At 69.4% G+C, this 21,926-nt stretch carries 20 protein-coding genes; 11 read left to right on the top strand and 9 right to left on the bottom strand.

Annotated elements, in window-relative coordinates; all coding sequences use genetic code 11:
- Positions 1–222 precede the first annotated feature (222 nt).
- Positions 223–690, bottom strand: coding sequence for a nucleoside deaminase (locus ACFYVR_RS09075; RefSeq protein ID WP_387471874.1), 468 nt, complete (start codon positions 688–690; stop codon positions 223–225).
- 216 nt (positions 691–906) lie between these two features.
- Here ACFYVR_RS09075 and ACFYVR_RS09070 point away from each other — a divergent pair, with 216 nt between their 5' ends.
- From ACFYVR_RS09070 to ACFYVR_RS09055, 4 genes are all read left to right on the top strand, one after another.
- A complete protein-coding gene (locus tag ACFYVR_RS09070; RefSeq protein ID WP_387471872.1) occupies positions 907–1,812 on the top strand; it encodes a PaaI family thioesterase in 906 nt (301 codons plus the stop codon).
- Positions 1,813–1,931: 119 nt separating this feature from the next.
- Positions 1,932–2,507 (top strand): DUF4190 domain-containing protein, encoded by a 576-nt coding sequence (locus ACFYVR_RS09065; protein ID WP_387471870.1) that lies wholly within the window; start codon positions 1,932–1,934, stop codon positions 2,505–2,507.
- Positions 2,508–2,600: 93 nt separating this feature from the next.
- Positions 2,601–3,521 (top strand): intradiol ring-cleavage dioxygenase, encoded by a 921-nt coding sequence (locus ACFYVR_RS09060; protein WP_387471868.1) that lies wholly within the window; start codon positions 2,601–2,603, stop codon positions 3,519–3,521.
- A gap of 70 nt (positions 3,522–3,591) precedes the next feature.
- Complete coding sequence (locus tag ACFYVR_RS09055; protein WP_387472039.1) at positions 3,592–5,559, top strand: M13 family metallopeptidase; 1,968 nt, start codon at positions 3,592–3,594, stop codon at positions 5,557–5,559.
- Positions 5,560–5,592: 33 nt separating this feature from the next.
- Here the strand turns inward: ACFYVR_RS09055 and ACFYVR_RS09050 are convergent, their stop codons facing one another.
- The 7 genes from ACFYVR_RS09050 to ACFYVR_RS09020 all read right to left on the bottom strand — a co-directional run bounded on the left by ACFYVR_RS09050 (position 5,593) and on the right by ACFYVR_RS09020 (position 12,708).
- Positions 5,593–6,972, bottom strand: a complete 1,380-nt coding sequence (locus tag ACFYVR_RS09050; RefSeq protein ID WP_387471866.1) for a DUF2252 domain-containing protein — start codon at positions 6,970–6,972, stop codon at positions 5,593–5,595.
- Between the two features lie 135 nt (positions 6,973–7,107).
- Entirely contained in the window at positions 7,108–8,055 is a 948-nt protein-coding gene (locus ACFYVR_RS09045; RefSeq protein ID WP_387472037.1) for a L,D-transpeptidase, read from the bottom strand.
- A 195-nt stretch (positions 8,056–8,250) separates the two neighbouring features.
- On the bottom strand, positions 8,251–8,838 hold the full coding sequence (locus ACFYVR_RS09040; protein WP_387471864.1) for an HdeD family acid-resistance protein: 588 nt from the start codon (positions 8,836–8,838) through the stop codon (positions 8,251–8,253).
- 161 nt (positions 8,839–8,999) lie between these two features.
- A complete protein-coding gene (locus ACFYVR_RS09035; protein WP_387471862.1) occupies positions 9,000–10,052 on the bottom strand; it encodes a DNA polymerase domain-containing protein in 1,053 nt (350 codons plus the stop codon).
- Positions 10,052–11,098 carry an ATP-dependent DNA ligase gene (locus tag ACFYVR_RS09030; RefSeq protein ID WP_387471860.1) on the bottom strand — a complete coding sequence of 349 codons (1,047 nt, stop codon included), beginning with the start codon at positions 11,096–11,098 and terminating at the stop codon, positions 10,052–10,054. Before ACFYVR_RS09030 ends, ACFYVR_RS09035 begins: the two co-directional genes overlap by 1 nt.
- Positions 11,099–11,144: 46 nt before the next feature.
- Complete coding sequence (locus ACFYVR_RS09025; RefSeq protein WP_387471858.1) at positions 11,145–11,357, bottom strand: dodecin; 213 nt, start codon at positions 11,355–11,357, stop codon at positions 11,145–11,147.
- Positions 11,358–11,637: 280 nt separating this feature from the next.
- Positions 11,638–12,708: a magnesium and cobalt transport protein CorA gene (locus ACFYVR_RS09020; protein ID WP_387472034.1), complete on the bottom strand. Its 1,071-nt coding sequence runs from the start codon at positions 12,706–12,708 to the stop codon at positions 11,638–11,640.
- Positions 12,709–13,294: 586 nt separating this feature from the next.
- Between ACFYVR_RS09020 and ACFYVR_RS09015 the strand changes: the two genes are divergently transcribed.
- The 7 genes from ACFYVR_RS09015 (at position 13,295) to ACFYVR_RS08985 (ending at position 20,867) form a co-directional block, all read left to right on the top strand.
- Positions 13,295–14,614, top strand: coding sequence for an Ig-like domain repeat protein (locus ACFYVR_RS09015; protein WP_387471856.1), 1,320 nt, complete (start codon positions 13,295–13,297; stop codon positions 14,612–14,614).
- A gap of 471 nt (positions 14,615–15,085) precedes the next feature.
- Positions 15,086–15,784: a response regulator transcription factor gene (locus ACFYVR_RS09010; RefSeq protein ID WP_387471854.1), complete on the top strand. Its 699-nt coding sequence runs from the start codon at positions 15,086–15,088 to the stop codon at positions 15,782–15,784.
- Positions 15,781–16,965 (top strand): sensor histidine kinase, encoded by a 1,185-nt coding sequence (locus ACFYVR_RS09005; protein WP_387471852.1) that lies wholly within the window; start codon positions 15,781–15,783, stop codon positions 16,963–16,965. The genes ACFYVR_RS09010 and ACFYVR_RS09005 overlap by 4 nt, the downstream gene beginning before the upstream one ends.
- On the top strand, positions 16,962–18,041 hold the full coding sequence (locus ACFYVR_RS09000) for a hypothetical protein (RefSeq protein WP_387471849.1): 1,080 nt from the start codon (positions 16,962–16,964) through the stop codon (positions 18,039–18,041). The genes ACFYVR_RS09005 and ACFYVR_RS09000 overlap by 4 nt, the downstream gene beginning before the upstream one ends.
- Before the next feature lie 144 nt (positions 18,042–18,185).
- On the top strand, positions 18,186–18,488 hold the full coding sequence (locus ACFYVR_RS08995; RefSeq protein WP_387471847.1) for a response regulator transcription factor: 303 nt from the start codon (positions 18,186–18,188) through the stop codon (positions 18,486–18,488).
- A 25-nt stretch (positions 18,489–18,513) separates the two neighbouring features.
- Positions 18,514–19,752: an ATP-binding protein gene (locus tag ACFYVR_RS08990; RefSeq protein ID WP_387471844.1), complete on the top strand. Its 1,239-nt coding sequence runs from the start codon at positions 18,514–18,516 to the stop codon at positions 19,750–19,752.
- Positions 19,749–20,867 (top strand): hypothetical protein, encoded by a 1,119-nt coding sequence (locus ACFYVR_RS08985; RefSeq protein ID WP_387471841.1) that lies wholly within the window; start codon positions 19,749–19,751, stop codon positions 20,865–20,867. The genes ACFYVR_RS08990 and ACFYVR_RS08985 overlap by 4 nt, the downstream gene beginning before the upstream one ends.
- A gap of 292 nt (positions 20,868–21,159) precedes the next feature.
- Here the strand turns inward: ACFYVR_RS08985 and ACFYVR_RS08980 are convergent, their stop codons facing one another.
- Entirely contained in the window at positions 21,160–21,783 is a 624-nt protein-coding gene (locus ACFYVR_RS08980) for a TetR/AcrR family transcriptional regulator (RefSeq protein WP_387471839.1), read from the bottom strand.
- Positions 21,784–21,926: the final 143 nt, after the last annotated feature.

Below are 21,926 nucleotides of genomic sequence, written 5' to 3'. Positions count from 1 at the left end.
GACAGCGTTCCGCGCCGTCACCTCGGCAGCGCTCTCGGGCCGCGGCGCAGCGCGGCCGTGAGGTCCGGGTCGACACCGTGCCCGGCGACGCGCAGGAAGCCAGCCTTCTCCAGGGCTCTCGTCGACGGCCCGGCGCACCGCGTCGGCCGCGGCGCCGTCGGCTCGCCACGTCGGGATGTCCACGGTCGGGATCGGACTGGTCATCGCGCGCCGCGTGGTCGGTCACAGGTCGGCGACGCCGATGTCCTCGTTCCACAACTCCGGGCGGGCGGCGATGAACTCGGTCATCATCGCCGTGCACCGGTCGTCGTCGACGACGACGACCTCGACCCCGTGATCGCGGAGCCAGTCCTCGCCGCCGGTGAAGGTGCGGTTCTCCCCGATCACGACCGCGCCGATCCCGAACTGCCGGACGAGTCCGCTGCAGTACCAGCACGGCGCGAGGGTGGTGACCATGATCGTGTTCCGGTAGTCACGCTGCCTGCCCGCGCGCCGGAAGGCATCGGTCTCGCCGTGCACCGACGGATCGTCGTCCTGCACGCGCCGATTGTGACCGCGGCCGAGGACGGTGCCGTCGGCCGCGAACAACGCCGCACCGATCGGGATGCCTCCGGCGCCGAGGCCGACCCGGGCCTCGGCGAGGGCTGTGTCGAGAAGCGTTGCGGGCGAGAGCCCACCGATGATCGTCATGCCGTCACCCTGCCCGCGTTGCGAGGCCCGGACAACCGACATGCCGTCCACCCGGTCCCCCCGCCGGCGGGCAGTTCGTGCCGCCCGGTTCGACGGCGAGGACGCGGGCGCCGCAATCGCGGTGCGATGTGACGGTGCTGTCGCGGGCCCGGCGCTGTGGTGCGCGCAACTCCCCGGCGGCGTCGCGCTCGGGAGCCGGGTGATAGAAAAGTGGCCATGACCTCCACCGGTGGGCCGCGAATCGACCGACTGCTGACCATGATGGGTGGTCGTCCCGTGGCGGTCGAACCGGGTCGTGTCGAGTTCACCCAGGAGGTCGGCCCCCGGTTTCACGATCATCGCGGTCGTACCATCCTCGGCTCACTCGGTGCGCTGGTGGACGGCGTGCCGGGCGGCGCCGTGGCACACACGCTGCCCGAGGACACCCAAACGGTGCTGTCGCAGATCACCGCGGTACTGGCCGCGCCGCTGCCCGACCACGGCGTCGTGACGGCGCGCGGACGGGTCGAGCACCTCGATCCCGACGCGGGGATCGGCCTGTCCGCCGGCGAGCTGACCGGACCCGACGGGCAGACGCTCGCCGTGCTCACCGCCCGTTCCGTCGTCGTCACCCGCGGGGCGACCCACGCGGACGCGGTGTTCGGAGGTGAGCCGCTGCCGGTCCCGGTTCCCGAGACGGGCAGCGATCCGAGCGAGTTCGCCGACCGGAACGGACTCGACATCGTGCGCGCGATCGCCGCCGGCACCGTCGCGCGCGGTCCGCTCGCCGGACTGTTCGGCGTCGAACTGACCGCAGTCGACCGCGGTGAGGTGATCGCCGAGTTCGAGCCCCGGCCGTGGATGGCCAACTACCTCGGCACCGTTCAGGGCGGCAACCTCGTCTCGGTATCCGACCTGCTGACCGGGCTCGCCGCGCAGACGTTGACCGCCGCGGGGCAGCACTACCGCGCGCTGGATCTGCGGATCGATTTCGTCCGGTCCCCCACTCTCGACGGCGGTCCGATGCGCGTCCGGGCCGGGGTCGTACGCGCCGGACGGCGCCTCGCGTTGGTCGACACCGAGCTCGTCGACACATCCGGGGTCGTTCTCACCCGCACGCAGGCCAGCGTCCATTTGCTCTGAGTCGCGCCGGGGCTCGACGATTCGGACAACACGGTCGGAAACCGGGCTAGTCTGCGAGGGCGGGGCACCGTCCGGCGCCTCGCGTGCCCGGTCGACTCCGCGTGTCAGGAGGAGCATCGATGACGAATCCGCCGCCTCCCGAAGAGACCCCCGAGGGCCAGCAACCGCAGTACGGTCCACCCGGCTCGTCGCCTCAGTACGGCCCACCCGGCTCGTCGCCCCAGTACCCCGGCGGCCAACAGCCCTATCCCGGTCAGCAGTACCCGTACCCCGGCGCCCCGCAGTACCCCGGCGGGTATCCGCCCGCTGCGCCACCCAGCAACGGTGTGGGCATCGCGGCACTGATCCTCGGTGTCCTCGGCCTCCTCGCCGTCTGGACCATCGTCGGTGGCATCGTGCTCGGTGTCCTCGCGGTGATCCTCGGCATCATGGGGCGGTCACGGTACCGGAAGCGGCTCGCCACCAACGGTGGAGTGTCGCTGGCGGGCATCATCCTCGGCGTGTTGGCGGTGGTCGTCTCCGTGGTGCTGGTGGTCGTCGGAATCGGCATCTTCAACACGATCGGCGGCCGCGACTTCGTCGACTGTCTGCGGGACGCCGGCAACGACAGCGCTGCCGTCCAGCGGTGCGAGGACGAGTTCCGGCAGAACGTCGAGAACCAGTTCTCCATCACCCTCACTCCCGCTCCGCGCTGAGGAACCTCACAGCCACTCCACGGATTCATCCAAGCGCCCTCCCAGCGCATTCGGTCAGGATCGACACCACAACGAGATCGATCGGAGTGGTACGTGAACAAGGACGTCGAACAGAGCCGGGCCCGGGTGAGCCGCCGTCGGGCGCTCGCCCTCGGCGGCACCGTCGGCCTGAGCGGGTTGATCGCGGCGTGCGCGGGCAACGGATCGTCCGGGAGCTCGTCGACGTCGGCAGCCGCCGCGACCACCGGATCCGGCGCCTCGGGGTCTGCCCCCGCGAGTTCGGACGTCATGGCACTGCTGGCGCAGGCACCGCAGTGCGTGACCAGCCTCGAGGAGACGCAGGGGCCGTACTGGTTCGACGTCGATTCCATCCGCAACGACATCCGTGAGGACCGGCCCGGCACGACGTTCGAGCTGGCCCTGCGGGTGCAGGAGGCGGCCACCTGCACCCCCGAGGGTGGCGGCGGAGTGGCGAACGCGGTCGTGGAGATCTGGCACTGCGACGCGGGCGGCGTGTACTCCGGTTTCGAGTCCGGCTCCCTCGGCGCGAACGGCGCCCCGCCGTCGGGTCGGCCTCCGACCGGCGGTCAGGCGCCGCAGGGCGGCGCAGGTGCTCCCGGCGGCGAGGCGTCCGGCGAAACCTCCAACGGTTCGTACAGCGTCGGCGACATCGAGGCGACCACCACCGACGACGGCACCTACCTGCGCGGCGCGCAGACCACCGACAGCAACGGCGTCGCCACGTTCACCACCATCTTCCCGGGCTGGTACCCGGGCCGGACCACGCACATCCACCTCAAGGTGCACGTCGACACGAAGACGGTGCTGACCACGCAGCTGTTCTTCGAGGAGGATCTGCTCGACGAGATCTACGCGACCAGTCCGTACGACGAGCACACCGGCCGCGAGCAGAACGTCGACAATTCCACCGACACCATCTTCGACGAGTCCGGGATGGTGACGGTGGTCAAGACCGCCGACGGCTACCGCGGCGCCATCAACATCGGCGTGTAGGCGCTGCGCCTGTGCGTGATTTCGGTGGTTGGGGCCACCAGAATCACGCACAGGCCGCGGAGCGGCCATGATGGAGGGCATGACTCGTTCCGGAATCGACCTCACCCATCTCGGCACGGGCGTCCGTGCCCAGGACGACCTGTTCGTCCACGTCAACGGCCAGTGGCTCGACACGTACGAGATTCCCGCCGACCGCGCGGTGGACGGCGCCTTCCGCACTCTCTACGACCAGGCCGAGATCGACGTGCGCACAATCATCACCGAGGCCGCCGAACAGAACGGCGCGCCGGGCACGGACGCGCAGCGCATCGGCGACCTGTACCGCTCGTTCATGGATGCCGAGGGCGTCGAGGCCGCGGGTCTCGGTCCGATCGCCGACGAACTCGCCGCCGTCGACGCCGTCACCGACCTCACGGAACTCGCGGCACTGCTCGGGCGCCTGCAGCGCACCGGTGTCGGCGGGCTGATCGGCAACTACGTCGACACCGACGCCAAGAACTCCGCGCGCTACCTGGTGCACCTGACCCAGTCCGGCATCTCGCTGCCGGACGAGTCGTACTACCGCGAGGACTCCTACGCCGAGATCCGGGACGCGTACCTCGCGCACGTCGAAGCGATGCTGACGCTCGCCGGCCGGCCCGACCCGGCAGGCGCGGCCCGGCGCATCCTCGACCTCGAGACGGCGGTCGCCGCCGGGCACTGGGACGTGGTCCGGCGACGGGACGCGGAGCTGAGCTACAACCTGTACACCCTCACCGACCTGGCGTCGGAGAACCCGGGCTTCGACTGGGCCGCCTGGATTTCCGGCCTCGGAGGCACCGAGGCCGCGTTCGCGGAACTGGTGGTCCGACAGCCGAGCTTCCTGACCTCCCTGACCGCCCTGTGGACCGAACGGCCCCTCGCCCAGTGGCAGGAGTGGGCGGCGTGGAAGGTGATCCACTCGCGCGCCGCGTTTCTCACCGAAGCGCTCGTCGCGGAGGACTTCGCTTTCTACGGCCGGAAGCTGTCGGGCACCGAGGAGAACAGGGAGCGCTGGAAGCGCGGCGTGTCGCTGGTGCAGGACCTGCTCGGCGAGGCCGTCGGCAAGCTGTACGTCGAGCGGCACTTCCCCCCGGCGGCGAAGGCACGGATGCAGGAGCTGGTCGCGAACCTGCAGGAGGCGTACCGCCGCAACATTTCCGAGCTCGAATGGATGGGCACCGACACACGCAAGGCCGCCCTGGCGAAGCTCGACAAGTTCACCCCGAAGATCGGATACCCCGACAAGTGGCGCGACTACAGCGCCCTGACGGTCGACGCCGCAGACCTGCTCGGCAACTTCCGGCGCGGCTACGCGCACGAGCACGACCGCGACCTCGCGAAGCTCGGCGGACCTGTGGACCGCGACGAGTGGTTCATGACGCCGCAGACCGTCAACGCCTACTACAACCCGGGCATGAACGAAATCGTGTTCCCCGCAGCGATTCTGCAGCCGCCCTTCTTCGACGCCGACGCCGACGACGCCGCCAACTACGGCGGCATCGGGGCGGTGATCGGCCACGAGATCGGGCACGGGTTCGACGACCAGGGCGCCAAGTACGACGGTGACGGCAACATGGTCGACTGGTGGACCGACGACGACCGCACCGAGTTCGGCAAGCGGACCACGGCACTGATCGAGCAGTACAACCAGTTCGAACCGAAGGCCCTGCCCGGCCACAAGGTCAACGGCGAGTTCACGATCGGTGAGAACATCGGCGACCTCGGCGGACTGTCGATCGCCCTGGAGGCGTACAAGATCGCGCTGAGCGGCGCGCAAGCACCCGAACTCGACGGACTCACCGGTCTGCAGCGGGTGTTCTTCGGCTGGGCGCAGGTGTGGCGCACCAAGGCCCGCAACGAGGAGGCGATCCGCCGGCTCGCGGTCGATCCGCACTCACCGCCGGAGTTCCGCTGCAACGGCGTCGTGCGCAACCTCGACAGCTTCCACGAGGCCTTCGACGTCCGCCCCGGTGACGCCCTCTACCTGGATCCGGACCAGCGGGTCAAGATCTGGTAGGTGGGCACTGCCCAGTGGTGCACTTACGGACGTTCAGGCGTCCGAAGGTGCACCACTGCGGCTGGCCTTCACCCGCTCGTAGTCGGCGCGGTTCACCTTCTCGTAGCCGACCGCCCACTCGACGATCGCATCCTCGAAGGTCGTCCCCGACCCGAGGTAGCCCGCGATCGCGGCCGGGTCCCCGGTGCGGGCATGGGCCCGCGCCAACGCCACGGCGCACAGGCGGGCGTACACCCGCATCCCCTTGGGCCGCATCGTCGCGATGTCGAATCCGCCCTTCTTGTCGCGCAACTGACGGACGTAGAAGTTGCGACCGAGCGGTCCGGTTCCGGTGAACCAACCCAGGAACGGATCGGAGGCGCTCTGGATCATCCGCTGACCCTCGACCACCCGCTGCCCCTGGTCCGGGTAGTGGTGATCCCGCACGAAGGGTGCGAGGACGGACCGCTGCGCCTCCTTGATCTGGAGGAACAGGGGATCGTTGGGGGTGTCGCCGACGAACAGCGCCATCAGGGACATGGTGCCGACGGAGCCGACCCCGACAACCTTGCGGGCGATGTCCTGGAAGCTGTACCGCCGCACCAGCTGTCGGCGATCCGGCGCCAACGTCTCCAGGTAGTCCTCGAACGCGTCGGTCAGCAGGCGGGTCGCCTCGGCCTGCCGCTCGTACGGCAACCGGACGATCAGCGGCGGCTCCTCCTTGATCCTCAGCCCGACCTCGGTCTGCTGCGCGAACCGCTTCAGCGTGCCCAGTTGCGTGCGCCGCTCCGCCTTCGCGAGCACCGCTTCGGCCGCTCCGAGCTGCGACTTCTTGAACTCGCTGCGCAGCTGCGCGAACGCGGCCTCGACCTCGATGCGCGCGTACCAGATGTCGAGGGCCGTCATACCGGCCGCCCGCCGCATCGTCTCGCAGTACGACTGGACGGCGGACCTGGCCGCCGAGCGGGCGTCCTCGGGGGTGTGCCCGTTGTCGAACGCCGCGACGACCAGCGAGGAGGCGAGCCGCTTGATGTCCCACTCGAACGGTGCCCGGTGCACTTCGTCGAAGTCGTTGAGGTCGAACACGAGTCGGCGGTCGGGCGCGGCGAACAACCCGAAGTTCGCCAGGTGCGCGTCACCGCACGCCTCGACCATCAGATCCGTGCGGGGCCCGTTGCCGAGGTCCCACGCCATGATCCCGGCCGAGCCACGCAGGAAGGTGAACGGCGACACCAGCATCCGTTCGTAGCGCAGGGGGACGAGGTCGGGCACCCGCAGCGAGTTCTGCTGTTCGAGCACGACCACGGGATCGGGCCGGTCCGCGGCCGGCTCCCACCGGGCATGGGAGGTGCGGGGAACGCTAGTCCGTTGGCGCTTACCTGCCGCGCGGCGCTCGGCCGCGGGAATCGGCTGTGCGTATGCAAGACCCGTCATCGCCCGAGCGTACCGCGTTGCGCGGTGTTTGCAGGGCGGCGAGAAGAGGTGTCGACGCACCCGGTATCGCGTCGTGCCCGTGCGCGAGTTCGGTAGCCAGGACTACCGAACTCGCGCGCAGGCGGCGCGGCCGCCTCAGAGGTTCCAGTCGCCGAGACCGTCGTGGCCGTCGAGGACTCCGCCGCTGGTGTTCACGACGATGACCGGGTCGCCCTTGCGGGCGTTCTCGAAGAACCACCTGCCGTCCTCGGTGCTCACGTTCAGGCAGCCGTGACTGACGTCGCTGTAGCCCTGCTGGTTCACCGACCACGGTGCGGCGTGGACGAAGATGCCACTGTACGAAATGCGCGTCGCGTACTCGACGTAGGTCCGGTAGCCCTCCGGGGAGTCGACGGGAACGCCGTACGTCGACGAGTCCATGTACATGTCGCGGAACTTCTCGCCGACGATGTAGGTGCCGTTCGGCGTCTCGTGCCCCGGCTTGCCCATCGACGTCGGCATCGTCTTGACCACTTCACCGTTGCGGATGACGGTGATCTGCTTGGTGACGTCGTCCGCGGTGGTGATCACGGCCTCGCCGACGTGGAACGCGGACCGGGCGCCGCCGGCCTCGACGACGACGTCGGTGTTCGCCGGCCAGAACTGGGTCGGGCGCCACCGGACCTGGCGGTCGTTGATCCAGTAGAAGTGGCCGCTGTCGACCTTCGGTGTCGTGGTGATCCGGATGGCCCGCTCGGCAACGGCGCGGTCGGCGATCGCCTCGGCGAACGAGATGACGATCGGCTGCGCGACCCCCACCACCTCGCCCTCGGACGGGTTCAGCCGCGGAGTGGAGAAGTTCGCCGGACCGATGGACGGAACCGCCTGCGCCGGCACCGGCAGACCGGGAATCTGCGGCAACTGCACGCCCGGCAACTGCGGCAGCTCGAACGTCTGCACGTCCGGGCCGCCGGGGACCAGCGGAGCCGCCTGCGTCGGCACCGTCAACGCCGCGCCCAGCGTCGTCGCCGCTGCCACTGTCACCGCGACCCGCCGCGACCAGCGGCCCCCCTTCCCGTTCCGCCCGTTCGAACGCATACCCATTTCCGTTCCCATCACATCGACAGTCTGTGCAACCCGACGCCCCCACGCGGTCGGGCGCCCCATTGACACACGATTCGCCGGCGTTTGGCGAATCGCCGACGGTCAGGTCGGGGTTCTCGCGGCTGCACGGGGCGGCGCCGCACCCGTGACGCCGCCCCGTGCAGCCGAGCCTGTGGAAGCAGATGCCTCCGGGTGTCAGGCCACGCCGGCGCGTTTGGCCGCGGATCGCACCTGGAAGGCGCCGACCACGAAGAACACGCCGAACAGGAGCGCGAAGATTCCGACGAGCCACATCAGGCCGGTGATGCCGGAGCCGGGCCAGATGACGAGGAACAGACCGAACAGGAGGGAGAGGACACCGGCGACCATGACTCCGATCCACTGGCCGCCGTTGGCCATCACCTGGAAGGCGCCGATGATCTCGAGGATGCCGACGAGAATCGCCCAGAAGCCCATCACGTAGGCGAACGCGAGCGCGGTCAGATCCGGCCAGACGAACAGGACGACGCCGGCGATCACGGACACCAACGCGCCCGCGAGCCACCAGACCCAACTGGTGACGACCTTGCGGGCCTGGATCGCGCGGACCGCGGACACCAGGCCGTCGACGATCCAGAAGACACCGACGACGACGATGAGCACCTGGACGGTGACGTGGGGCCAGACGAGCGCGACGATACCGAACGCGATCGCGAGGATGCCGCGCACGAGCAGCACCCACCACACGTCCTTGGCGATGCGCAGGATCGCCTCGTTCGTTCCGACAGTTGGACTTCCGGTCATCGCACACCCTCCCGCGCGTTCGAACGGCCCCTACCCACCGACGTCCGTCCTGGTGGTGCCGGTGGGCATCCGGTCGGCGACCGGCTCTCGGCTGTTCACCTGTTCGGCAGCCTACTGCCGGACCCGGGGTCCAGCGCGGTGAACGGAGCCGTCGGGTCTTCTCACTCGAGCTGCTGTGGGCGGTCCCGATCCCGACTGGGCTGCACGCGTTTCGGCTCTCCGGGCATTTTCGGGTACTGCGGCGGGTAGGGCAGGTCGCCGAGTCCGTTCGCGGCGTCCCGCGCCGCCATCTCGAGCAGTCCGTCGAGGGAGTGCGCGACCTCGTCTATGTCCGCGGCCGGGTCACCGCGACGGGCGAGCAGATCGGGCACCGTGGCGATGGTGAAGTCGTCCGGTTCGACATCGGCGAGTTCGGCCCAGGTGACCGGCGTCGACACCGTCGCCCGCGGCGTCTTGCGCACCGAGTACGCGGAGGCGACGGTCTTGTCGCGCGCGGTCTGGTTGAAGTCGACGAAGATTCGGGCCCCGCGTTCCTCCTTCCACCACGCGGTGGTGACGCGGGACGGGTCGCGGCGTTCGATTTCGCGCGCGAAGGCGATCGCGGCGTGCCGGACGTCGACGAAGTCCCAGCGCGGTTCGATCCGCACGTAGACGTGCACACCCCGGCCACCGGACGTCTTCGGGTATCCGACGAGCCCGAGCTCGTCGAGCAGGGGCACCACCAGATCGAGCGCGACGCCCCGAGCCTCGGCGAACCCGGTGCCGGGCTGCGGATCGAGGTCGATGCGGAGCTCGTCGGGTCGGTCGGTGTCGGCGCATCGCACCGGCCACGGATGGAAGGTCACGTTGCCCATCTGGGCCGCCCACACGACGTCGGCGGGCCGGCGCACCAGGAGCGCGTCGGCCGTGCGGCCGTTCGGGTTCGTGACGGTGCAGGTGGCCAGGTACTCGGGCCGTTTCGCCGGGATCCGCTTCTGGTACACCTCCTCGCCCTCGATGCCGTCCGGGAACCGCTGCAGGTGTGTCGGCCGTTGACCGAGCGCGGTCATGATTCCGCCTCCGTCGAACAGGGCGACGGACCGGTAGTACTCGGCGAGATGACGTTTCGTCCCGCCCTCGGGGCCGAGCTGAGGGAACATCACCTTGTCGGGGCTGGACAACCGGACCTCGATGCCGTCGACGTCGAGTTCGACCGCAGGAGATTTGGCAGCCATCACTTGCCTCCCGCGAGTACGTCGGCGAAGTCGTACCGCACCGGTACCTCCAGTTGCTCGTACGTGCAGCTGTCCGCGTCACGGTCGGGACGCCACCGCAGGAACCGGGCGGCATGCCGCAGCCGGTCGCCCTCCATCTGGTCGTATGCGACCTCGACCACCAGTTCGGGACGCAGCGGCACCCACTGCCGATCCCGTCCGGCGGCCCACCGGGTGGCCTCGCCGTCGTGGACGACGTCCTCCCCGACACGGTGCCGGTCGAGGATCTCCTGGTACTCGATGCGCTTGGCTGCGGTGAACGCGGAGGCGCCGCCGATCATCCGCAGGTCGCCGTCCTGGTACAGGCCGAGCAACATCGACCCGATCCCCGGTTGACTCTTGTGCGGCCGGTACCCGATGACGACCGCGTCCGCGGTGCGCGAATGTTTGACCTTGATCATCTCGCGCTTGTTCGGAACATAGTGGCCTGCAAGTTTTTTCGCGACCACACCGTCCAGGCCGGCGCCTTCGAAGGCGTGGAACCACTCGGTGGCGACGGCGGGGTCGGTGGTCGCCGTCGTGACGTGGCAGGACGGACCACCACCGACGGCGTCGAGCAACGCGGACCGACGCTGCGCGAACGGCACCGAGGTCAGGTCGTCGTCGCCGAGCGCCAGCAGGTCGAACCCGATCAGCTGCGAGGGCGTCTGCTCGGCGAGCAGCGCGACCCGGCTCGCGGCGGGATGGATCCGTTCGGACAGCGCCTCCCAGTCCAACCGGGTGCGTCCGCCGATTTCCCGCGCAACGACCAGTTCGCCGTCGAGGACGCAACGTTCGGGCAGTTCCGCACGGACCGCATCGAGCATCTCCGGGAAGTACCGACCGAGGTCCTTGCCGCTGCGCGAGCCGAGCACCACCTTGTCGCCGTCACGAAAGACGATGGCGCGGAAGCCATCCCACTTCGGCTCGTACGACCACACGGGTTCACCCTCGGGTGGCTGTTCGGGCACGGCGGCGGCCGCCTTGGCGAGCATCGGTTGCACGGGCGGGCGCACGGGGAGGTCCACGACCCCATCCTGACCCACACCGCGCCGATTGGCGAGGGGACGCGCGTCAGGGCGCGTCGAGACGGAAGCCCAGTTTCAACGTCACCTGAACGTGCGCGACCTTGCCGTCGACGATGTGTCCCCGCGTTCCCACCACCTCGAACCACTCGAGATTGCGGACCGTTTCGCTCGCGCGGGCGATGGCCTGCGCGACGGCGTCGTCGATCCCCTTGGACGACGAACCGACGACCTCGGTGATGGAGTAGACGTGATCACTCATCGCACTTCCTCACTCTTCGGTGACTACAAGGTCACTTCAGACTATTGCCTGGCGGCCCCGAACTGTGGTCAAGTTCCGGGCGGAAAAACGGCGATTCACCGACATGAGGGGGACACCCATGGAGAAGCTCAGGAATTACGGCCTGTTGGTCAGGTACCTCGCGACCACGCAGTGGAGGAAGATCACCGGCAAGGGCCGGCAGCAGAACTGAGGCGCCTGCGGCACCCGTGAGTCCTTTCGGCCCCCATGTGGACCGGAAGGACTCACGGGCGCGGAGCGCTCACAACCAGCCGCGACGTTTGAAGATCGTGTACAGGCCGACGCAGATCAGTGCCATCATCCCGAGCGCGAACGGATACCCACCCGCCCAGTGCAGCTCGGGCATGTTGTCGAAGTTCATGCCGTACACGGTGCCGATCAGGGTGGGCGCGAACAGGATCGCGGCCCACGCCGACACCTTCTTGATCTCCTCGTTCTGCGCGTAGCTGGCCTGCGTCAGCGCGGACATCTCCTCGTTCTGGGTCTGCGACACCAGCGTGGCGTTGACCGTGAGGATGTTGCCGAGCAACTGCCGGAACCCGTCGGCCCGCTCGACGACCGTGGTCGCGTGGTCGGTGACGTCGCGCAGGTACCGCTGCAGCTCCTCGTCCGTCTTGTACTTCTCGAAACCGGCGGACAACCCGGACAGCATGCCGAGCAGCGGCTTGGTGGCGCGCTGGAACTCGATGACCTCTCGGGTGAGCTCGTAGATGCGCCGCGACACCTTCGGGTCGCCGCTGAACACCTCGGTCTCGATCTCGTCGATGTCGTTCTGCAGACCGGCGACGACCGGCGCGTACCCGTCGACCACGGCGTCGAGGATCGCGTAGAGGACGGCCTCCGGTCCGAGCCGCAGCAGTTCGGGGTCGCTCTCCATCCGCGCACGGACCGCGGACAGGTCCGGCGACTCGCTGTGCCGGACGGTCAGTACGAACGTCGGTCCGCAGAACACGTGCAGCTCACCGAAATCGACCCGTTCGCTCTCGTCCACGTAGCGGGCCGCGCGCAGCACCACGAAGAGGGTGTCGCCGTACCGCTCGAGCTTGGGACGCTGGTGGGCGACGATCGCATCCTCGACCGCCAGTTCGTGCAACCCGAACTGCTCGGCCGCGTCCAGCAGCTGATCCGCGGAGGGCCGGTACAGACCGATCCAGGCCATCGACGTCTCGTCGGGGAGTGTGCGCAGTTCCTCGAAGAGATCGGGCGGGGCTTCCGTCCGGCACCCGTCGCGGTAGACACCGCTGTTGACGACGCTCGACGCGACCGTGGTGGCAGCTCCGACCGTGCGCGGCGGCGCCGGGTGGGGCGCCATCGAGTGCTCGGGGACGATCGTGTCGCGAATGGGGTCGGCGGCGCGGCGGGGAAGCAGGGGCCGGAAGGGGCGCATGTCACGCATCATGGGTACGGCTTTCGCATGAGGAGAGGCACGGACGGCCCGACGAAGGGTCGGGCGGTGTGGCTGTCGCGAAATCGCCGCTGCGCGAAGGGGGAACCGTTACGGTTCAGCGACGACTTCGGCAGGTACTGGGAGGTTGGCTCGTCACTTCAAGCCTCACCTCCTCATGTCGCACTCCGTCTGCGGGGTCGGTGTGTGCATCCCGAAATCCCCGAACACCCTACCTCTCACGCCACGTCCGCCACCAATCGGACACCGGGTCCGGACCAGCGCGATCCGCGAATGTCCGCTATCGGCTACTCCGACAAAGAAATCCGACCGATCTGGACGCTTGATCAACAGATCCACCGTGCGCTGCCTCAATGAATTCGACCATCAACACACAGGGCACCCTCAGCCGGCTGACCACTGTCGTTGGCGGCGTGGTCGCGGCACTGTTCCTGGCGGTGTACGCCCCTGTGCTGATGCCCGCATCCGCGTACGCGGACCCGAACCATCTCCAGTGGTACTCCGCCGACAACGCCACCTGGGCGGCCTGGACAAGATCCCGGCACTGGCCGGCGACCTCGTCCCGGGCGGTGAGGCCACCTCCACGTTCTACGCGAGGAACGACGGCACCAGTGGCGGCCGGCTGCAGGTGTACCTCGGCAACTGGAGCACCTCCGAGAACACGCAGGCCTACGTGCGCGCCGAGATCAACGACGCGCGCGGTCAGAGGGTCGACCTGGTCAACAACCTCGCCGAGCCCGGCACCGAACTCAGCAGCATCCACCTGGCGCCCGGCGAATGGGCGAAGGTGATGCTGGTGGTGGATATGCTGCTCGAGGCCGGCAACGAGACCCAGAACGGGAGCATCGACCCCGACTTCGCGCTCGACTTCGAACACGATGCGGAAGCGGTGGCCACCACCACGACCGTCAGTGCCCTCGCCACCACCGCCACCGGCACCTCGGTCGAACTGACCGCCACCGTCGCCCCGGCGGACGCCACCGGCACCGTGCAGTTCACGGACGGCGACACCTCCATCGGCGCACCGGTCACCGTCGCCGCGGGCACCGCGGTGCTGAACCACCCCTTCACCACGGCGGGCGCCCACGAGATCACCGCCGTCCACTCCGGCGACACCGGCTTCGCCACCTCGACGTCGGCGGCGTTCACCGTCACCGTCACCGCGGCGGAGAAGGTGCCGACCAGCATCGCCATCTCCGGCGCCGACGCGGTCGTCACCGGGACGAACATGGAGCTGACGGCCACGGTCGTCCCGAACGCCGCGACCGGAAGCGTCCAGTTCCGGGACGACGGCGTCGCGCTCGGCAGCCCGATCGCGGTGGTGGACGGCGTCGCGACGACCAACCGGTCCTTCAACACCGACGGCGTGGACACGATCACCGCGGAGTACCTGGGCAGCGGCGTCCACGCCGCACATCGTCACGGTGTCGAGCGTGACCACCGGCCCCGGCACCGGCTCTGCCGGGTTGGACTTCGGCTCCTGACGGTCCCGACGGGAAGGCCCCGGCCCAGGGTGGCCGGGGCTTCCCCCTGCCCGGTGCGAAAACCCCTGTGCACACAGGTCTTCCCGCACGCACAACGCGGATCCACGCCGAAACACCGTGTACCAGGCCGAGAAGCTGTGTGCACAAGGGTTTTCACAGGTGGCGTTGTAGGTGACGACGTCACCGGGAACCGCCCTGAAGGTGGTGATGTCGATGGCGCCGTTCGCATCGGTCCACCCGGCGGCGGTGCCCTTGGTCTGCTTGTTCATCGGTGCCCAGCTTTCGTCGGCCCCGGTCGGGGGTTCGGAGTCGGTCTTCGGATCTGGTGACGTGCACCCGCTCGGCGGGCTCGTTTCGTGTGTCCGGAACGCGTTCTGGGGTCGCGACTTCGCCGTCGGTGGCGCCTCGAAATCGCGTCTGCACGAGGGCCACCGGCGCCGCGATGCGAAGTATCCACCACAGCGGCGAATCGCTCCGTCGCGAATTCAGGTCATCTGTCCAGTTCGGCCCGAGCGATCGTCCAGTTCACGTGGCGAGCGCTGTCCCCGACTTTCGGGACACGGCCCTCGCCGGAGATGTGTGTAACCCGGAGAACACCGTTCGGTGCGGCCGACCGGATCGCCTCCGGCCGGCGGGTGCAGGCCCACCACATCCGACCGGGGGCTGCGAGTTGTCTCACCGCAATCGACGTGGCCGACAGCGGTCCACGGCGCGTTCAACTGCTACCGTCAACGCCGGACCAGAGTGGGGCGGGCCCGGTACGCACCACGACCGACGTCCGTCAGTGCGTGAGGGGGAACATGACCGAGACATCGGCGGACGCGGGGGATTCGACCTCGTCCGTGGTGCTGCCGCGCCGGATCGGCGTGGTCGAGGACCACGAGTCGGTCGTGATGGGACTCGAGGCCATGCTGTCCGGCCATCCGAACCTGACGATCACCGCGTCCGCGCCGACGGTGCCCGAACTGTTGGCAACGGGTAGCGAACTGGATCTGGTGATCCTCGACCTGCGCCTCGCCGACGGGTCGTCGCCGACCTCCAACGTCGAGCAGTTGCGCGCCGTGGGCCTCGAGGCCCTCGTCTTCACCAGCGCCGAGGATCCCTACCTCGTTCGCCTGGCCGCGAAGGCCGGCGTCCTCGGCGTCCTGCGCAAGTCCGAGCCGACCGCCACCGTCATCGCCGCGATCACCGCGGCCGCGAGCGGCGAGCAGGTCGTGACGACCGAGTGGGCAGCCGCCATCGACGGCGATCCCGGCCTGCTCGACGTCGGGCTGAGCCCGCGTCAACGTGACGTCCTCGCGCTGTACGCGTCCGGGGAGAAGGCGGCGCGCGTCGCCAGCCTCACGGGCCTGGCACCGCACACCGTCAACGACTACCTCGCGCGGATCCGCGCCAAGTACGCCGAGGCCGGGCGTCCCGCCCGGACGAAGACCGAGCTCTACAAGCGAGCAGTCGAGGACGGGTGGTTGCCCGTCCCCCATCGCCACGACCGCGGATGACCACCGCTGTCGCCGGGCACCGTGAGGCGACAGACCGAATTCTGCGCATATTCGCCGTCTTCACCAGTGCCGGCTACCTGTTCTACCTGCTGCTGTTGGCTCCGTCCATCGTCACGCAGGCCGACCACTTCGACATGTGGTGGACACCCACCGCCGTGGTCGCGGTGTTCGGGTCCGGACTCGTGCTCGGGGTGTCGTCGCTGCTGCGCGACACCCGAGCGGTGGGAATCGCGGGCGCCGCTGCCGCCGTGGCGTTCCTGGTGGCCATTCCGACCGGACTGCTCGCGTGGAACGGCCCGCCCCTGACGAACGGACTGGGAGTCTGGCTGTCCACCTTCCCCGGGCTCGCCAGCCTGGCCGCGGTCGCGGCGTGGCGGCCGATCCTCGTGTTCGTGCACATGGTGGTCGCGTGCACCGGCGTCCAGATCTTCAACCATGTCGTCCGTGACCCGGACGTCACCAACCCACTCGTCCCGGACATCGCCTTCTCCATCATGTTCTGCACGTTGTTCGTCGGTGCGGCGGTGATGGCGCTGCGGACCGGCCGGGTCCTCGATTCGACGCTCGAGGCCACCCACTCGGCCGCGGCGGCCGCGGCGGCGAGCCACGCCCGCAATGTCGAACACGCTCGATTCGACGCACTGATCCACGACGGCGTGATGTCCACGCTCCTGGCGGCGGCACGGCAGGGCGCCACGCCGAGACTCAGCGCCCAGGCCTCCGCCACCCTGCGTCAACTCGACGCGCTGCGCGCCGGTCCAGGGCCGAATCACCGCTTCGAAGCGACCGAGATCGTCGCTCACCTGCGTGCGGCCGCCGGCGACATCGACGACGCCGTGACACTCGACGTCCGGGAGGCATCGGGAGCGGATGCGTTGACCATGCCGGTGGACGCCGTCCGTGCCGTCGGCGCCGCCCTCGCGGAGTCGCTTCGCAACAGCATCCAGCACGCCGGCCCCCACGCGACGCGTGCGGTGACGGTGCGCGTCGCCCCGAAGGCCCTCGTGGTCGAGGTCGCCGACACCGGGCGCGGTTTCGATCCGAGGATGGTTCCCACTCACCGGCTCGGCCTCACCGTCAGCATCGTGGGCCGGATGAATCGGCTTCCCGGCGGCTCGGGACGCGTCGACTCCGCGCCCGGCAAGGGCACCCACGTCAACCTCACCTGGGCGATGCCGTGAGCCCGCATCACATACCCGACGATCGCCTCGAACCGATCCTGCGGAACTCCCGCGATGTCCAGTCCCTGATCGGGATGCACGGGCCCGCCGCCGACTCGATCGTCGCGTTCTACTCGGCCACGTTCCTGATGCTCGCCGTGGTCTCACGCGAAGGTGTCGACGTCTTCTGGCCGGTCGTGCTCGCTGTCGTGATCGTCAGCCTCGGCGCGGTCGCCCTCGTCCGGATCCCCGGCGACCCGATCCCGATCCGGCCGACGTGGGCGTTGACTGCCGTCGGCCCGGTCTCGTGTGCGCTCGTGCTCGGCGTGCTGCCCATCCCCCAGGCCAATCCGATGCAGACGTGGCCCCTCGCCGCGTCGACCGCGATCTACGCGTTCATGGGTGTCCGTGGCCGTCCGGGCTACGCGTGGCTGGGGATGCTGTCGATGATCGTCACCTGTGTGGTGTGGACGACGCTGACCGGGCAGGGCGCGGCGCTCGGTCTCGGGATGACGGCCATCAACCTGGCGCCGCTGCTGATGGCGACGTTCTTCGCGTTCACCCTCCGCCCGTCGGCCCGGCAGATCTACACGTTGCGGGACCAGACCACCCGGCGGGTGGCGGCGGAGGCGGCCGACTCCGCGATCCTCGAGGAGCGCGACCGGCAGCTGCGGCGCCTCGACGAGCAGGCCCGCCCACTGCTCGCGCGGATCGCGGCCGGCGAGCCCCTCGACGCCGACACCCGGCTGGCGTGCCGACTGCTCGAAGCACACCTGCGCGACAGCGTCCGAGCTCCGTCGATGGCCGACCCGGTTGTCGTGGCCGCCGCTCGTACGGCGCGCGCCCGGGGAGTCGAGGTGATCCTGCTCGACGACCGGGCCATGGACACCGCACCGACGGACGCGCAACGGCGCTTCCTCGACAGCGTCGCCGCCGAACTGACGTCCGCACGCGACGGCCGGGTGACGGTGCGGATCCTGCCGCCGGGTCGAGCCGCGATGGCGACCATCCTGTCCAGCTACACCGACAGTATTCGTCGAAGCGAGTTCGGGCACGACGGCCGACCGGTCGAGTCGGCCGGCGGAGATTCGGGTTAGCCGGTGTCCGCACCGCCCTGCCCCTACTTCTCGGGGCACGGAAGTTCGGTCTGGGCGGCACCTCGTACGCCGTATAGGTTCAGATCGCAGTGGGGGGTCCGACGACATCCGTGTCGCGGCCCCTCTTCGTCCCAGGGGGTAGACATGACAATCGCACTCGATCCGCATCACCGTCGTCCGCACATTCCGGCGGTCGTGCACAGTGCCCCCCGACCCCTCCGTCGACCGCAGCTGTCACCGCGTGAGATCGAGGTCCTGCTGAGCTGGCTGCGGTGCGATTCGAAGAACACCGTTGCGGCCGAGCTGTACCTGTCGATCGGCACGGTCAACACGCATCTCGCCCGTATCCGCGCGAAGTACAGCCAGGTCGGCCGCTCCGCACCGACCAAGGCGTCCCTGGTTGCCCGCGCGGTGCAGGACGGCCTGATTTCCCTCGACGAACTGTGACCGTCCGCGCTCCGCGCCGAACGCGATGACCACGACGATGCGCCGGCCCCCGGTCTCCGTACCCGACACGCCCCGGCCGTCGGGACGCGGGACGGGCATCGGCCCGGCAGAGGAACGGATCGTCCGCACCTTCGCCCGGTTCATCGGCGCGGCGACGTTGCTGTTCGGAGTGCTGCTCGCGCCGGGCGCGGCCTCGTTGGCTCCGATCGTGACACCGTGGTGGACTCCGATGGCCGCGGCACTCGTCCTGGTCCCGATGCTGGCCCTGTGGCCGGCCAGTCACGCCGCCGACCCGCGGTGGATACGTCGCTGCGGCACCGTCGCGGCGGTGGGCTACCTGGTGACGCTGGTGACCTGGCTGCTCGTCGTGCACGGGAGCATCCCACCGAACCGCGACATCTGGCTCGCCACCTTCCCGGGCCTGATCACGATGGCCGCCGCGCTGGGGTGGCGGCCGGCCGCGAGCCTCGGCTACCTGGCTGTCGCCGCGGGCACCGCGGAAGTGGTCCGTTACGTCACCAGGACGGGTCGGCAGGACGTCGTGCTCCCGGTGGAAATCCTGGCGGTCGTCGTGTTCTGCGGTCTCTTCGTCATCGCGACGATCGCGGGTGTGCAGACGGCCCGTGCACTCGACCGGACGATCGCGGTTGTCGTGCGGCAGTCGGCGGTCGGCGCCGCGACTGCCGCCCGCACCGTGGAGCACACCCGATTGCAGGCCCTGATCCGCGACCGCGTGATGTGTACCCTCCTCGGGCTCGCTCGCCGCGGTAACACTCCCGAGCTGAGCGAGCAGGCCGCGATCGCGCTCACCGAGCTCGACGGTCTGCAGTCCCGTTCCGTCGCCGACGAGGCCCTGGACCGGGACACCGCGATCGGACTGATCCGGGCCGCGCTCGGCGACGTGGACGGCCACACACCCGTCCAGGTGACGATCCGCACCGACACCCTTCCCGTTCCGCGGCGGGCCGCCCGCGCGATCGCGTCCGCTGCCGCCGAGGCACTGCGAAACAGCCTGCGGCACGCGGACACCGCCGCGGCGCCGGCCGACCGTCTCGTCGCGATCGACGCCGAACCCGGCGAGCTTCGTGTCGTCGTCGCCGACAACGGGCGCGGGTTCGATCCCGACCGGGTTCCCGGGTTCCAGCTGGGGATCACGACGAACATCCGGGATCGGATGGCCACCGCCGACGGGTGCACCGCGGTGATCCGGTCGGCTGCCGGCCTCGGCACCCAGGTGACGCTGCTCTGGGCGGACGCTGCGTGACCGCACCCGATCCTCGCCGCCGCAGCGGGCAGCCGCACGAGATCCACGCGCGGGACATTCGCACCCTGCTGTGGCTCGATCGACCGATCGCGAAGGTGATCGTCCTCCTGTTCTGCGTGACGTCGTCGATGCGTGCCACGGCCTATCTCGCCGACGCACACGACGCGTGGCCGGTCCTCGTGGCGCTGGCGCTGACGACGGCCGGGGCACTGGCGATCGTCGGGGTCTCCGGGGATCCGCTGCCCCTTCTGGTCGCGGTGGCGTTGACGGCACTCGGCCCGGTCGCCGCCCTGTTGGTTCTGCCCCAGGTCGACGTTCCCGGCTGGATCATGAGCGACATCTGGTTCGCCCGGCCGATCGTCGCGATTCTCTGCTTCATGTCGTTGCGGGGCAGGATCTTCCACGCATGTGCCGGCGCCCTCCTCACGATGGCGACGTTCACGGTGTGGACCGGCCTCACCGATCAGGGGTGGGGGGTCGGGCTGCGGCTGTCCGCGATCGTGTTCGCACCCGTCCTGATCTCGGTGCTCGTCGCCGTGACGGTCCGGCCGGTGGCGTTCGCGGTGTTCACCCTCCGCGAGCGCGAGGCCGAGCGCGCCGCGGACGAGGCGATGACCGCCGCCGTCGTCCGCGAACGCGACCAGCAGCTCGCCGCGCTGGACGTGCTCGCCCGTCCCCTGCTCGAGTCATCCGCTGCCGGCGCCGTGTTCACCGATCGGGACCGCGAGGAGTGCGCGCTGGTCGAGGAGCGGCTGCGGGACACCCTCCGGGCGCCGGTGTTCGCGGACGACGAACCCCTGTGCCGGGCGACGGCGGCCGCGCGCCGCCGCGGCACGGCGGTGATCCTGCTCGACGACGGCGGCCTCACCGATCCCGCGCTGGCACAGCGAGTTCGGGCCGCGCTGATCGGCGAGCTCGACTCCAGCAGCGGTGGGACGGTGACCGCCCGCGCGCTGCCCGCGGGCCGCGCATGGTCGGCCACGATCGTCGTCGAGAGCGGCAGCCGGGTGCGACGGGTCGAGTTCGACGCGACCGGTACCGTTCGTACCGAGGTTCGCGACGACGGCGATCTCGACGCCGACCACCAGGCGCTGCGCACCATCGCGGAGGGGTGAGCGCTGCCGACGGCGCACGGCCGGATTCCCCTGCTTCCCAACGCCCTTCGTGGACAGATGTCCGAGAATTCGGTCGTCGGAGACGTCTGGCGCCCCCTGTGATGTGCGCTACAGTGAAGACGGACTTCTCAGTTGCCCAAGTGGCCACCCACGGCTGCGCCCTCCGGGCCCAACGACGTCGCGTGGGGTGGTGCCGAATCATCGTCGATTCGGTACCACCCCAACTTTTTCACACTCCAACACACGCAGCCACCGATGCTCGAGGCGGCCGCCGATCGAGCGCGCCACAACGTCAGCGGGTGGGCGCGTGCAGCAGCCCCTCCCAGGCGTCGATGAGCGAGGACAGCTCCGCGTGGTCCGGTGCGGTGCCCGATCTGTCGTATCGGGCGAGAGTTCGCAGGACGCTGTCGTACACCATCCGGACACGTTGCCTCCGAATGCCTTCCGGCAGTTCGGCGAGTGCGGCATCCAGCACCCGGTTGACCTGGAAGCCGCTCGCGGTGGCGTCCGGGTCGGCGGCCGCGAACGCCGCACCGACGAGGTCCGCGTCCAGCAGGCGGTCGATCAGTCCGGCGTAGTGGTTGTCGCCCCCGAGGGTGTCGGCCAACGGCTGGACGAAGCACCACAGCACATCACGGGTGCTGGGAGCGCCGCTGCGCTCGTCCATCAGGCGGAAGAGCTCGTCGCGCTCCGCCTTGATCACGGGCAGCCGGTGTTTGAGAATCGCGCTGAGCAGATTCGCCTTCGATCCGAAGTAGTAGGTGATCGCCGAAGCATTGCTCTGCCCTGCGGCACTGCGTATCTCGGCCAGCGTGACGCCGTCGTAGCCTCGCTGCGCGAACAATTTCTCTGCCGCCTCGATCAGTCGGATCCGGGTCTTCTCGCCCGCACTGTAGCGGCCGCGTCTTGCGGTCATGACCGCTCACCCTAACGCAGCGCGGCAACGGCGATCACCCCGGATTCGCACAACGTTCGACGCGTACCCAACCCACCGACCGTCTGTAAAGGTTTGAACGCGCCACGATCGGATGGATTGCCGATGTAATGGCCAGTCTTTAC

The organism is Rhodococcus sp. NPDC003318 (assembly GCF_042879035.1).
GTDB lineage: Bacteria > Actinomycetota > Actinomycetes > Mycobacteriales > Mycobacteriaceae > Rhodococcus_G.
Note: the sequence above shows the minus strand (reverse complement) of the source record. Positions and strands in the feature narration are given on the sequence as shown.

What these genes read in the sequence shown, in the direction of transcription:
- ACFYVR_RS09075 (WP_387471874.1), bottom strand. Translation starts at nt 690, where the DNA reads ATGACGATCATCGGTGGGCTCTCGCCCGCAACGCTTCTCGACACAGCC.
- ACFYVR_RS09070 (WP_387471872.1), top strand. Translation starts at nt 907, where the DNA reads ATGACCTCCACCGGTGGGCCGCGAATCGACCGACTGCTGACCATGATG.
- ACFYVR_RS09065 (WP_387471870.1), top strand. Translation starts at nt 1,932, where the DNA reads ATGACGAATCCGCCGCCTCCCGAAGAGACCCCCGAGGGCCAGCAACCG.
- ACFYVR_RS09055 (WP_387472039.1), top strand. Translation starts at nt 3,592, where the DNA reads ATGGAGGGCATGACTCGTTCCGGAATCGACCTCACCCATCTCGGCACG.
- ACFYVR_RS09050 (WP_387471866.1), bottom strand. Translation starts at nt 6,972, where the DNA reads ATGACGGGTCTTGCATACGCACAGCCGATTCCCGCGGCCGAGCGCCGC.
- ACFYVR_RS09045 (WP_387472037.1), bottom strand. Translation starts at nt 8,055, where the DNA reads ATGGGTATGCGTTCGAACGGGCGGAACGGGAAGGGGGGCCGCTGGTCG.
- ACFYVR_RS09040 (WP_387471864.1), bottom strand. Translation starts at nt 8,838, where the DNA reads ATGACCGGAAGTCCAACTGTCGGAACGAACGAGGCGATCCTGCGCATC.
- ACFYVR_RS09035 (WP_387471862.1), bottom strand. Translation starts at nt 10,052, where the DNA reads ATGGCTGCCAAATCTCCTGCGGTCGAACTCGACGTCGACGGCATCGAG.
- ACFYVR_RS09025 (WP_387471858.1), bottom strand. Translation starts at nt 11,357, where the DNA reads ATGAGTGATCACGTCTACTCCATCACCGAGGTCGTCGGTTCGTCGTCC.
- ACFYVR_RS09020 (WP_387472034.1), bottom strand. Translation starts at nt 12,708, where the DNA reads ATGGCGCCCCACCCGGCGCCGCCGCGCACGGTCGGAGCTGCCACCACG.
- ACFYVR_RS09010 (WP_387471854.1), top strand. Translation starts at nt 15,086, where the DNA reads ATGACCGAGACATCGGCGGACGCGGGGGATTCGACCTCGTCCGTGGTG.
- ACFYVR_RS09005 (WP_387471852.1), top strand. Translation starts at nt 15,781, where the DNA reads ATGACCACCGCTGTCGCCGGGCACCGTGAGGCGACAGACCGAATTCTG.
- ACFYVR_RS08995 (WP_387471847.1), top strand. Translation starts at nt 18,186, where the DNA reads ATGACAATCGCACTCGATCCGCATCACCGTCGTCCGCACATTCCGGCG.
- ACFYVR_RS08990 (WP_387471844.1), top strand. Translation starts at nt 18,514, where the DNA reads ATGACCACGACGATGCGCCGGCCCCCGGTCTCCGTACCCGACACGCCC.
- ACFYVR_RS08980 (WP_387471839.1), bottom strand. Translation starts at nt 21,783, where the DNA reads ATGACCGCAAGACGCGGCCGCTACAGTGCGGGCGAGAAGACCCGGATC.